An 11,756-nucleotide genomic window follows, 5' to 3' on the forward strand; every position below is an offset into this window, starting at 1 on the left:
GTTCAGGCCGGCAACTTGAAGTCGGCCACCGAACGGCGCAGCTCTGCCGCCAACTGGTTCAACTGACCCAGCGAATCGGCGGTCTGCCCGGCGCCCTGCGAGGTCTGGCCGGTAATCTGCCGGATCACGCCCATCGTCTGGGTGATGTCGGTAGCTGCCGAGGCCTGCTGGTTGGCGGCGATGGAGATGCTTTTAATCAAATTGTTAAGCGCGTTGGACACGCGTTCGATTTCGGTCAGTGCGGTACCGGCGTCTTCGGCCAGACGTGCACCGGATACCACTTCGGCGGTGGTCTGTTCCATCGAGGTAACCGCTTCGTTGGTATCGGCCTGAATGGCCTGCACCAGACCTTCGATTCGACGCGTCGCGCCGGAGGTACGTTCTGCAAGCCGCTGCACTTCGTCGGCCACCACAGCGAAACCGCGGCCGGCCTCACCGGCCGAGGCTGCCTGCACGGCCGCGTTCAATGCCAGGATGTTGGTCTGCTCGGAAATGTCGTTGATCAGTTCCACGATCGAGCCGATTTCCTGCGAAGACTCACCCAGACGCTTGATGCGCTTGGAGGTTTCCTGGATCTGGTCGCGGATCTGGTCCATGCCCTGAATGGTCTGGCGCACCACGCCGGCACCTTCGGTGGCGATCACCACCGAGCGCTGTGCCACTTCGGCCGACTCGGTGGAGTTGCGCGAGACCTGTTCAATGGAGGTTGCGATTTCGCCGATACGGTCCGAGGCGCTGGTGATCTCGTCGGCCTGGTGGCCGGCGGCTTCGGCCAGCTGCATTGCCGTTGCCTGGGTTTCCTGTGCCGACACCGCCACCTTCGAGGAGATGTCGTTGATGGTGGTCACCAGGTGGCGCAGTTCGTCCACGGCGTAGTTGATAGCGTCGGCGATGGCGCCGGTCATGTCCTCGGTCACCGAGGCCTTTACCGTCAGGTCACCTTCACCGAGCGAGCTGATTTCGTCCAGCAGACGCATAATTGCCTGCTGGTTGCGGCTGTTGAATTCCACCTGGGTCTGGTAACGCACGTCCTGCTCGCGCGAACGGGTACGCACCGTGCTCCAGACGAAGCCGATGATCGAAAACACCGACAGGCCGCCGAAGATCACGCTCCACCAGAAGTTCGGGAAGATGCGGGTATCGCGGGCCGAGCCGAATGCCGAGAACGCGTCAAACAGCTTGCGGCTGCGCTCCAGCATCTTGTCCGAGCCGGTGGCCAGTGCGGCCGCCGAGGACTGTGCAGCAAACAGGTTGCGCGAGCTGGCCAGAATGGCGTCGGCATCCTTCTTCATCTTTGCCCACTGGTTGGCCGACTGTTCCAGCGCAACCTGTGCATTGGCATTGCGCACCGCGGCGATGCCCATTTCTTCGTTGCCGTTGCGCAGGCCTTCCAGCACCTGGGTGAACACCACCATGTCGCGCGCCAGCGCGTCACCGGCGCCGCTCGCGCCAGCACCACCGGCGCGGATTTCGGTTACGCGACGGGCCATGGTGCCAACCACCACCACCTGCTGCAGGCCGTTGTAGACCTGCGAGGACTGGGCGCCACCGGCGGTCATCGCCCGCACCACTTCATTCAACTGTGCCTGCAACTGCGGCACCGCGCCGACGAAGCTGTCAGCGTTACCGGCCAAGGCCAGTACCGCCGGCTCGGAGGCGACGATCTGCTCGGCGTTCTTGGACAGCGGCTTCCAGGTATCAACCAGTGCGCCCAACGGACCGGACACGCCGCTCTCGTTGCCGTAACGGCCCTGCAACTCGCTGACGGTACTTTCCACCTTGCTGCGCGTGTCCTTGAACGCTGCGTAGCTTTCGCGGCTACCGGCCACGGCTTCACGGCCCTGGTTGGCCAGCTGCTGTGACAGCACCTGCAAGTCGGCGGCGCCGGTACTGGCGCCGGCCAGACGGCTGCCCTGCCAGGTGGCCACGCCGGTGTTGGCACCGAACACGACCATCGAGAGCACCAACAAGCCCAACCAGAAGTTGGTGCTTACGTTGCCAAGCTTGCCAGCCTTGGCGGCTTCAGGAGCAGTACTCATCGTTCGACCTCGGTCTCAATACGAAGAGGCAAGCGCGCCAATCAGGCGGCCGCTTGCCGGAATTCAGGAGTGCGGGAAAGCAGCGACAGCGAGAACACGCCCCAGTCACGGCCTTCATCATGGAAGGCGCGTTCGACGAAATGCGCGTAGCGCCCTTGTGCGATGTCACCGGCAGGCACCTGCATCGGTGCCTCGAAGCTGCGCTGGCCGTACAACTCGTCAATCACCAGCGCAACGTCGCCGCCGCTCTGGCGCATGATCAACACGCGCTGGCCTTCCTGCGGCGCGGTGCGCTCGCCTTCCAGGAAGTTCTTCAGGTCCACCACCGGGAACAGGTTGCCGCGCAGGTTGCCCACGCCCAGCAACCAGGGCTGTGCGCCCGGTACCGGGGTAACCGGCGGCATGGGCACGATTTCCACCACTTCGCGGAAATCCGAGACCAGATGCCGGCTGCCAACGCGGTAACCCACGCCACGCCAGACATCCTGCGAAAAGCTCCGCTCCGGCAGCTGTACCGCGTGCGCCAGACTGCGACGTTCGTAGGCTTCAAGGATGTCGAATGGAGAACGCATCAACCCACCAGTTTGTTGATCCGCGCGATCAGATCATCCTCGCGCGGCGGCTTGACGATGTAGTCGCTGGCACCTTGCCGCATGCCCCAAGCCTTGTCGGTTTCCATGCCCTTGGTGCTGACGATCAACACCGGGATGTCACGCGTAGCCTCGTCACGCGACAGCGCGCGGGTTGCCTGGAAACCACTCATCCCCGGCAACACCACGTCCATCAGCACCAGCTGCGGGCCTTGCTCACGGGCAATCTGCAGGCCGTCCTCGGCGTTGTCTGCCGACAGCACCTCGTGCCCAGCCTTGAGCAACCATTGTGTAAACACCGCCCTGTCGGTCGGTGAGTCCTCGATCAAAAGAATTCGAGCCATTTTTGCCTTTCCCCCCTGGTCAGGCGTTGACGTATGTGCGGATGGCACCTAGTAGTTCGTCGCGGGTAAATGGCTTGGTGAGGTATTGCTCGGAACCGACGATGCGGCCACGGGCCTTATCGAACAGGCCATCCTTGGATGACAGCATGATCACCGGCGTCGACTTGAAGAGCTGGTTGCCCTTGATCAATGCACAGGTCTGATAGCCATCCAGACGAGGCATCATGATGTCGACAAAGATGATCTGCGGTTGCTGGTCGGCAATCTTGGCCAATGCCTCGAAACCGTCAGTGGCGGTCACGACCTCACAACCTTCACGCTTGAGCAGTGTTTCAGCTGTACGTCGGATGGTCTTCGAGTCATCGATGACCATCACCTTCAGCCCTGCGAGTTCCCCACCCGCAGCCATGTTTTCAACCATTTGTTGTTCCCCGAACGCGCGACCGGCATCGAACGCGATGCTGCCGCGAAAGCGCATCTATATCCCAGTCCTGCCGCAAACTGTCAAGTGATGCCTGCAGGACTAGGCTGATCATCAAGATAATGTGAGCCACTTCACATTAAAAGCGGCACGCCGTTCAGCCTCAGCGTTCCGATTTCCGCGCTGTGCGACCCCGCCGCGAACCGCTAACATCCTCCTCCAGATCTGCCGGATTCAAGTCATGCCTTTAGACGTCATCGTGGTGATGGACCCCATCGCCAACATCAAGATCGCCAAGGACACCACCTTTGCCATGCTGCTGGAAGCCCAGCGCCGTGGTCACCGGCTGCACTACGTGCGCCCCGGCGGGCTGTCGCTGCACGGCGGCCAGGCCCAGGCCGAAGTAGCCCCGCTGCAGGTCCGTGACGACAAGGCCGGCTGGTTCAGCTTGGGCGAGTTCGCGCCACTGGCATTTGGCCCTGGCCAGATCGTGCTGATGCGCAAGGACCCGCCCTTCGATGGCGAGTACCTGTACGACACCCACATCCTCAGCGTCGCCCAGCAGGCCGGGACCACCGTGGTCAACGATCCGCAGGGGCTGCGCGATTTCAACGAGAAGCTGGCCGCCCTGCTGTTCCCGCAATGCTGCCCGCCGACCCTGGTCAGCCGCAACGCGCGCGAGCTGAAGGCCTTCGTGCTCGAACATGGGCAGGCCGTACTCAAGCCGCTGGACGGCATGGGCGGGCGCTCGATCTTCCGCAGCGGTACCGGCGACCCCAACCTCAACGTGATCCTGGAAACCCTGACCGACGGCGGCCAGCACCTGGCGCTGGCACAGCGTTTCATCCCCGACATCACTGCCGGCGACAAGCGCATCCTGCTAATCGACGGTGTGCCGGTGGACTATTGCCTGGCGCGGATTCCGCAGGGCGATGAGTTCCGCGGCAACCTGGCCGCCGGTGGCCGTGGCGAAGGCCGCCCGCTGAGCGAGCGTGATCGCTGGATCGCCGCCCAGGTCGGCCCGGAGATGAAGCGCCGCGGCATGCGTTTCGTCGGCCTGGACGTGATTGGCGACTACCTCACCGAGGTCAACGTCACCAGCCCCACCTGCGTGCGCGAGCTGGATGCGCAGTTCGGCCTGAACATCGCCGGCCAGCTTTTCGATGCCATCGAGGCTGGCCTGGCCTGATGTATTCCCAGCCTGAGGTCCTGCCCGCCGCCCCGCGGGTTACCGAACAGCAACGCCTGACCGCCACGCTGGTGCTGTCCACGCTGGTGCATGGCCTGTTGATACTCGGGGTGGGTTTTGCGGTGAGCGACAACGCGCCGCTGGTACCCACGCTGGATGTGATCTTCAGCCAGACCAGCACGCCGCTTACGCCCAAGCAGGCCGATTTCCTGGCCCAGGCCAACCAGCAGGGCGGCGGCGACCACGACACCGCCCAGCGCCCGCGCGATGCGCAGGCCGGCATCGTGCCGCAGTTGCAGAACGGGCTGGCCCCCGTGCCGCTGCAGGCGCAGAGTGCGGCAGCACCGCCACCACCGCAGGCACGCATCATCACCAGCAGCCAGGGCAAGGACACGGTGGCCAGCGCGCAGACCCAGCCCTTGCCGGATCGTCCCGACACCAATGCGCCGATGAACGCCCGCGAGCAGCGCGATGCGGCAATGGCGCGACTGGCGGCCGAGGTGCATCTGCGCTCGGAGCAGTACGCCAAACGCCCGAACCGCAAGTTCGTCTCGGCCAGCACCCGCGAATACGCCTATGCCAACTACCTGCGCGCCTGGGTTGACCGCGCCGAGCGGGTGGGCAACCTCAACTACCCCGATGAAGCGCGCCAGCGCCGGCTCGGCGGCCAGGTAGTGATCACCGTTGGCGTGCGCCGCGACGGCAGCGTGGAAAGCAGCCGCATCCTGCGCAGCAGCGGCGTGCCCCTGCTGGATGCCACCGCACTGCGGGTAATCGAACAGGCCCAGCCATTCCCGGCCCTGCCCGAGACCAGCGACGACATCGACATCCTGCAGGTCACCCGCACCTGGATGTTCCTGCCCGGCGGGCAGCTGCACGATGATCGTTGAGCCGGACATTTGCGCATTTGTAGGAGCGGCGTAGGCCGCGAAGCTGGCGTTGCCTGAGCAACCAGCCTGATCGCAATCGGGGAATGTACGAGCTTCGCGGCTGACGCCGCTCCTACAAGGGGGTGGCGTTGCTGCTGTGTTGTTGTGGGAGCGGTGTAAACCGCGAATCTGGTGCTGTCTGAGCAACCAGCCTGATAGCAATCTGGGAATGTACGAGCTTCGCGGTTTACACCGCTCCCACAAAAGCTTCGAACCTTATCGCTGCTTCAGCGCTTGGAATCGCGCAGCGCCTGTTGTTCGACCAGGGTCAGGGCGACGTTGTCGCGCAGGTAGGCCGGCTGCACCAGCTCCGGAGCGATGGCCTCGCCACGCAGCATCGCCGGCACGGCGATCTTCAGCACGTCGGCGGCGCGCGGCAATGCCTGTGCATCCACGCTGCCCAGGCGCGATTGCAGGCGTGTGCTCAACACGCCCTCGCCCGCCGCAAAGCCGGTACCAACACCGGCCCAGACGCTGTCATCGGCCGGCAGCTGCACCGCATCGGGTGCCACCAGCAACTCGCGCTCCTGCAACTGCAGCTCGCCGTTGGCGTCACGCAGGTAGCGCGCTGCGTACAGCTCACCCATCCGCGCATCGATACAGGCCAGCACCCGCGCTGCATCTGCCGGTGCGCGCAGCGCCAAGGTCTGCAGGGTGGATACCGGCAGCAAGGGCCGATCCAGCGCCAGGGCGATGCCCTGCGCGATGGCGATGGCCAGGCGCACGCCAGTGAACGCACCCGGCCCACGGCTGAGCGCGATGGCGTCCAGCTGGCTGCGCGCGATACCGGCTTCGGCCAGCAACTGCTCGGCCCAGGGCAGGCTCAACTCGGCATGCCGGCGCGGCGCTACTTCAAACCGCTCCAATACCTGCCCATCCACATACAGGGCAACGGAACAGGCTTCGGTGGCGGTTTCAAAGGCAAGCAGCTTCATGGCGACAATCACGACAGGGAAAAGGGGGGCGCAGCGGTATCCGCATCAGCGGACGGCTCTTCAGCCGCTGGCGGCGGTCCGTGCTCCGGTGCCCATTGTCGCGCAAAGAACGCCTGCACATCGGCCAGCGCACGGGTACGCCGGAATGGCGGCAGTGAATCAAGGAAGACCCGCCCATAGCTGCGCGACAGCAGGCGCGGATCACACAGCACCAGCACGCCACGGTCGGTCTCGCTGCGGATCAGCCGGCCCACGCCCTGCTTGAGCGCGATCACCGCCTGCGGCAGCTGTTCGTCGCGGAACGGATTGCCACCCTGGCGACGGATCGCATCCAGCCGCGCTTCGAATACCGGGTCATCGGGGGCGGCGAACGGCAGCTTGTCGATCACCACCACGCTCAGCGCATCGCCGACCACGTCCACACCTTCGCGGAAGCTGGCCGCACCCAGCAGCACGCCATTGCCGGACTCACGGAAACGCTGCAGCAGACTGGCGCGCGGCGCCTCGCCCTGCACGAACAGCGGCCACGGCCCATCACGCAGCGCATCGGCGGCCTCGCGCAATGCACGGTGCGAGGCGAACAACAGGAATGCCCTGCCCTGCGAGGCCTCCAGTACCGGCCGCAGGGTCGCGATCAAGGCTGCGCCGTAGCCGCGCGCCGCCGGGTCGGGCAACTGCTGCGGCAGATAGCACAAGGCCTGCTGCTGCCAGTCGAAAGGACTGGGCTGGACCAAGGTATCCGGATCATCCAGGCCCAAGCGCTTGGCCAGATGCTCGAAGCCACCATCGACGGTCAAGGTGGCCGAGGTGAACACCCAGGCTGCCATCGAACGCAGGCGGTGCTCGCGCAGCGGGCCGGACACATCCATCGGCGTGCGCTGGCAACGGAAGCCGCGCGGGGTCAGTTCGTACCACAGCACATCATTGCCGTCGTCGGCAGGGAACAGCGAATCGCCAGCCGTTGATGCTGGCTCGGCGGCGGCATCGTCCGCTGCCACCGGCGCATCATCGATATCCCATGTATCGACGGCGCCAGCCTCGCCATCGTCGAGCCAGCGCGACAAGCGCGACACGCCTTCCAGCGCGCGGGCGTGGCAGGCATCAAGGCCGGGCGAGGTTTCGCGCACAAGGCTGAGTGCATCGCGCAGCTGCGCCATCGCCGCCGCGACCGCATCAAAGCCTTCGGCAACCGCCGGCACCGCCAGCGCGCGCCAACGGGTGCCGCGCTGCGGCAGTTTTTCCATCGCCTCACGCAGTTCCCGCAGGGCAATCTCAAGCGTCGCCACCGGCTGCTGCAGGCTTGCCTGCGCACCGGCAACGCTGCGGCATTCGGCCAAGCAATCGCGCGCCAGTTCCTGCCACGGACGCATGCCAAAGCCTTCACCGAAGAAATTGGCGGCAAGTTCGGGCAGCTGGTGGGCCTCGTCGATGACGAAGGCCTGCGCGCCCGGCAGGATCTCGCCGAAGCCTTCCTGTTTCAGCGCCAGGTCGGCGAGCAGCAGATGATGATTGACCACCACCAGGTCCGCTTCCTGCGCCCGCTGCCGCGCCTGCACCACGAAGCAATCGCCCCAGAACGGGCAATCGGTGCCCAGGCAGTTGTCTACCGTCGAGGTCACCATCGGCAGCAACGGCGAGTCATCAGCCAGGCCATCGAGTTCGGCCATGTCGCCGTACTGGGTGCGCCCGGACCAGGCGAGGATGCGCTGGAACTGCGCCACCTGTTCGGTCGAAGTGAAGCGGGGTTCGCCGCGCGCCTGGTCCAGCCGATAGCGACACAGATAGTTCGCCCGCCCCTTCAACAAGGCGGCGCGATGGCCAACACCGAGTGCGGCGCGCACCCGCGGCAGATCGCGGTGATAGAGCTGATCCTGCAGCGCGCGGGTGCCGGTGGAGACTATCGTCTTCAAGCCGGACAGCAGCGCCGGCACCAGATAGGCGTAGGTCTTGCCGGTGCCGGTACCGGCCTCGGCCAGCAGCACATCGCGCTGCTGGAAGGTCTCGGCAATGGCTCCGGTCAAGCGCAGCTGCGCCGGGCGCGGCACGAAGGCATCGAGCTGGCGCGCAAGCGCGCCGCCTTCACTCAATGCTTCGCAGCTGGCGGTGACGAGGGAGGACATGTTTCAGCGGCCGGGAACGGACAGTGGACAAGCGCATGGGCAGGCAATCACCGTAACTGATGCTCGCCCGGTAGCAACCCACCCTGCTTCACGCCACGCGCTGTTGTCGCGTTCGCGTTGCCGATTCCCTGCGCCCGATTCCCTGCTCACATCAAAAACGCTTGATCCCCGGCACCGTGCAGCCCTCGATCTGTGCATGGGCGGAGACGGCGTTCTGAGTTTCGGCACGCGCCAGGCGCGATTGCTCGATGGTCGCCCAATGGCGGCGGCACAGCGGGCCGGTGCGCGAGCCCAGCTCCAGAGCCTTTTTGGACAGCGTTTCGGCGCGTACCCAATCGGACTGCAGCAAGGCGATATCGGCACGCTCCTGCAGGATGCCCGGGTCATCGTTCACCAGCAGCAGGGCCTGGTTCAAGGCTTCGGCAGCGGCAGCCAGGTCACCGGCCTTGCGCTGGGCAATGGCGGTCTGGCGCAGATCGTCCACCTGCGCATCGCGCAGCGGCTGCACCGACAGCTCGGTGTCATCGGCACCGGCGATGGCATCCACAGCCGCCAATCGCTGCGCCGGCGTGGTGGTGTCAACGGCCGCGCGCGGCGCCGCCGGTGGTGAGCTGACACAGCCTGCAAGTGACAGAACGGCTGCAGCAGCAACCAGCGCGGAGCGGATCAAGGACGTGGTGTTCATGGCCCTGATTATCGCGCAGGCGTCTGCGCAGCGGGGGCAGCAGCCGGTTCAGGTTCCTTGCGGTCCAGGCCCAACCAACCACGCCAGCCACCGCCTGATTGCTCCTGCGTACCCTCGGCACCATCCTGTAGCGGCACTTCCGGCGGCAGTGCGCACGGCACGTACGGCGGTGCATAGCCCACCACGAACGGGAAACGGCGCGCGCCCGGGCAGGATTCATCGGTGGCATTGCTGCCTGCCGCTTCCACGTACTGCCAGTCCAGGCCCTTGTTGTTCACGTGCAAGGCCTTGCTGGGCAGGTTGCGGAAGATGCCCGACCACACCCGCATCGCACCGGAAGCACCAAACAAGCCGGTCTGCTCGTTCTGGTCGTTGCCCATCCAGATCACCGCCAGATGGTCGCCGGTGTAGCCGGCATACCAGCTGTCGCGGCCATCGTTGGAGGTACCGGTCTTGCCGGCCGCCTGCAGCCGCGACAAGCCGTCGGCGTTCAGCCCCGACGCCGTGCCACTGGACACCACCTGCTGCAGGCCAACGCTGATCAGGTTGGCGGCAATCGAATCGCCTTCCTGCGCCGGCGCCGGGCTCTTGTCGTAGCGCTTGAGCAGCTTGCCCTGCGCATCCACCACGCCACGCACCGCATGCAAGGGCTGGATTTCGCCGCCAGAGGCCAGGAACTGATACAGCTGGGCCATGCCATAAGGGCTCTGGTCGGTGGAACCCAGGATCACCGCCGGATTGGATTCGGCCTTGAGCCCGGCCAGCACATTCATCAACTGGGTCAGCCGTTCCGGCCCGACCTGCATGCCAACCCGCACCGTGGCCTGGTTGTAGGATCGCGCCAAGGCATCGATCAGCCGCACCGTGCCGTGACTGCGGTTGTCAGCATTGCCCGGCGTCCAGTTGCGGCCGCGGCTGAGCTTGACCGTCACCGGCGAGTCATCCACCCAGCTGGCCAGCGAGTAACGATCCGGCTGCGCCAACGCCAGCAGATAGACGAAGGGCTTGAGCAGCGAGCCGACCTGGCGGTGCGCCTCGATGGCACGGTTGAAGCCCGGCTCGGAAACATCGCGGCTGCCAACCACCGCCAGCACATCACCATTGTGTACGTCGGTCACCACCAGGCCGGTCTGCAGCTCCGGGCGGCGCTTGTTTTCCAGCGCCTTGATGGTGTGCGCCACCGCACCCTCGGCATAGGCCTGGGCCGAGGGCGACATGCCGGTGAACACATTCAAGCCCGCGCCCTGCAGCACGTTTTCCGGGTAATCATTGCCAAGCTGACGACGCACCAGGTCGACATAGGCCGGGAAGCGATTGGCGGCGGCGATACCGGCGGTCTTGGACACGCCCAGGGGTGCCTTGATCGCGCGTTGATATTCGGCTTCGTCGATCAGCTTGTTTTCAAGCAGCTTGCCCAGCACGAAATTGCGGCGGTCCAGCGCGTTCTCGGGATTGCGCCGGGGGTCGTAGTACGACGGCCCCTTGACCAGGCCGATCAGCAGGGCGATCTGCTCGCTGCTCAGCGAATTGAGGTCACGGCCAAACCAGAACTCGGCGCCGGACGACACCCCATGGATGGCCTGCTTGCCGCGCTGGCCCAGATAGACCTGGTTGAGATAGGCCTCCAGGATCGTGGCCTTGTCGTAGCGCGCCTCCATGATAAGCGCGTACAGCACCTCGTTGAATTTACGGGTGAAGGTCTGTTCCTTGCCGATGCCGAGCAGGCCGCTGCGGGCCAACTGCTGGGTCAAGGTGCTGGCGCCCTGGCGGGTTTCACCGCCGCTGCGCACGGTCACCCAGACCGCCCGCGCGATGCCGCTCAGGTCGATGCCGTGATGGCGCGCGAAATCCTTGTCCTCCACCGCCTGCAGGCCGGTGACCAGCAGTTCCGGCACTTCGCGCACCCGCACCAGCCGCCGTTCTTCCTGCTTCTGGCCATACAAGGTGGCGATACGCGCCGGATCCAGCCGCGCCGCTTTCAGCGCCTTGCGGCTGCCCGCCTCGCGCAACGAGGCCACCTGCCCACCAGACACCACCACATCGACCTTGCGCGGGGCAACGTTGCCGTCAACATCGACATAGCCGCGGCTGGAAATGGTGAAACTGCCGCCCTGCACGCGATAGGTGCCTAGGCTGCTGCCGGCACCGTCATCGCGGTAGCCGGAGGCCGCCAGCTCGGTCTTGAGCGTATTGGCGTTCATCGCCGTGCCTGCGCTGAGCACCAACGGCCGCGCGTACACCCGGGTCGGGATCTGCCAGCGCAGCTCACCGAAGCGCTGGCTGACCTGACTGTTCAGGTACAGCGTATAGGGGATCATGAAGCCCAGCCCCAATGCGGCTGCGGCCAATCCCCAGGTGATCAAGCGGCTGCGCCACACAGGGCTGTTGCCGTCGGTATCGTCGTCGAGCTCGTCGGAATCGTGGCGTCGTGGCACAGGGATGCGAGAATGTGAGTTGCACCGAGTCTAACGCAGCCGCATCCCGGCGGGCGTTGACTGCTTGTT

At 65.3% G+C, this 11,756-nt stretch carries 10 protein-coding genes; 2 read left to right on the forward strand and 8 right to left on the reverse strand.

Features of this window, described 5'->3' with window-relative positions:
- Nucleotides 1–2: 2 nt before the first annotated feature.
- From ABE493_RS13070 to pilG, 4 genes are read right to left on the reverse strand one after another with little or no spacing between them, the layout of a single operon-like run.
- Nucleotides 3–2,039, reverse strand: coding sequence for a methyl-accepting chemotaxis protein (locus ABE493_RS13070; RefSeq protein ID WP_346499351.1), 2,037 nt, complete (start codon nt 2,037–2,039; stop codon nt 3–5).
- A 41-nt stretch (nt 2,040–2,080) separates the two neighbouring features.
- The gene (locus tag ABE493_RS13075) at nt 2,081–2,611 is read right to left on the reverse strand and encodes a chemotaxis protein CheW (RefSeq protein WP_062166655.1); all 531 of its coding nucleotides are present in this window, start codon (nt 2,609–2,611) and stop codon (nt 2,081–2,083) included.
- On the reverse strand, nt 2,611–2,973 hold the full coding sequence (locus ABE493_RS13080) for a response regulator (RefSeq protein WP_057628819.1): 363 nt from the start codon (nt 2,971–2,973) through the stop codon (nt 2,611–2,613). Before ABE493_RS13080 ends, ABE493_RS13075 begins: the two co-directional genes overlap by 1 nt.
- 19 nt (nt 2,974–2,992) lie before the next feature.
- Nucleotides 2,993–3,394: a twitching motility response regulator PilG gene (gene pilG / locus ABE493_RS13085; protein WP_057628851.1), complete on the reverse strand. Its 402-nt coding sequence runs from the start codon at nt 3,392–3,394 to the stop codon at nt 2,993–2,995.
- A gap of 241 nt (nt 3,395–3,635) precedes the next feature.
- On the opposite strand from pilG, the gene gshB reads away from it, so the two are divergent.
- Nucleotides 3,636–4,583 (forward strand): glutathione synthase, encoded by a 948-nt coding sequence (gene gshB / locus ABE493_RS13090; RefSeq protein WP_346499352.1) that lies wholly within the window; start codon nt 3,636–3,638, stop codon nt 4,581–4,583.
- Entirely contained in the window at nt 4,583–5,473 is an 891-nt protein-coding gene (locus ABE493_RS13095; protein ID WP_346499353.1) for an energy transducer TonB family protein, read from the forward strand. The genes gshB and ABE493_RS13095 overlap by 1 nt, the downstream gene beginning before the upstream one ends.
- 266 nt (nt 5,474–5,739) lie before the next feature.
- Here the strand turns inward: ABE493_RS13095 and tsaB are convergent, their stop codons facing one another.
- From tsaB to mrcB, 4 genes are all read right to left on the reverse strand, one after another.
- The gene (gene tsaB, locus ABE493_RS13100) at nt 5,740–6,447 is read right to left on the reverse strand and encodes a tRNA (adenosine(37)-N6)-threonylcarbamoyltransferase complex dimerization subunit type 1 TsaB (RefSeq protein WP_346499354.1); all 708 of its coding nucleotides are present in this window, start codon (nt 6,445–6,447) and stop codon (nt 5,740–5,742) included.
- An 8-nt stretch (nt 6,448–6,455) separates the two neighbouring features.
- Nucleotides 6,456–8,567 (reverse strand): ATP-dependent DNA helicase, encoded by a 2,112-nt coding sequence (locus ABE493_RS13105; RefSeq protein ID WP_346499355.1) that lies wholly within the window; start codon nt 8,565–8,567, stop codon nt 6,456–6,458.
- 151 nt (nt 8,568–8,718) lie between these two features.
- Nucleotides 8,719–9,252: a hypothetical protein gene (locus tag ABE493_RS13110; protein ID WP_346499356.1), complete on the reverse strand. Its 534-nt coding sequence runs from the start codon at nt 9,250–9,252 to the stop codon at nt 8,719–8,721.
- 8 nt (nt 9,253–9,260) lie between these two features.
- Nucleotides 9,261–11,687, reverse strand: a complete 2,427-nt coding sequence (gene mrcB / locus ABE493_RS13115) for a penicillin-binding protein 1B (protein ID WP_346499357.1) — start codon at nt 11,685–11,687, stop codon at nt 9,261–9,263.
- Nucleotides 11,688–11,756: the final 69 nt, after the last annotated feature.

The organism is Stenotrophomonas terrae (assembly GCF_039674165.1).
Taxonomy (GTDB): domain Bacteria; phylum Pseudomonadota; class Gammaproteobacteria; order Xanthomonadales; family Xanthomonadaceae; genus Stenotrophomonas; species Stenotrophomonas terrae_A.

Bases quoted from the DNA above. Each gene is read 5' to 3' on its own strand.
- ABE493_RS13070 (WP_346499351.1), bottom strand. From the start codon at position 2,039: ATGAGTACTGCTCCTGAAGCCGCCAAGGCTGGCAAGCTTGGCAACGTA.
- ABE493_RS13075 (WP_062166655.1), bottom strand. From the start codon at position 2,611: ATGCGTTCTCCATTCGACATCCTTGAAGCCTACGAACGTCGCAGTCTG.
- ABE493_RS13080 (WP_057628819.1), bottom strand. From the start codon at position 2,973: ATGGCTCGAATTCTTTTGATCGAGGACTCACCGACCGACAGGGCGGTG.
- pilG (WP_057628851.1), bottom strand. From the start codon at position 3,394: ATGGTTGAAAACATGGCTGCGGGTGGGGAACTCGCAGGGCTGAAGGTG.
- gshB (WP_346499352.1), top strand. From the start codon at position 3,636: ATGCCTTTAGACGTCATCGTGGTGATGGACCCCATCGCCAACATCAAG.
- ABE493_RS13095 (WP_346499353.1), top strand. From the start codon at position 4,583: ATGTATTCCCAGCCTGAGGTCCTGCCCGCCGCCCCGCGGGTTACCGAA.
- tsaB (WP_346499354.1), bottom strand. From the start codon at position 6,447: ATGAAGCTGCTTGCCTTTGAAACCGCCACCGAAGCCTGTTCCGTTGCC.
- ABE493_RS13105 (WP_346499355.1), bottom strand. From the start codon at position 8,567: ATGTCCTCCCTCGTCACCGCCAGCTGCGAAGCATTGAGTGAAGGCGGC.
- ABE493_RS13110 (WP_346499356.1), bottom strand. From the start codon at position 9,252: ATGAACACCACGTCCTTGATCCGCTCCGCGCTGGTTGCTGCTGCAGCC.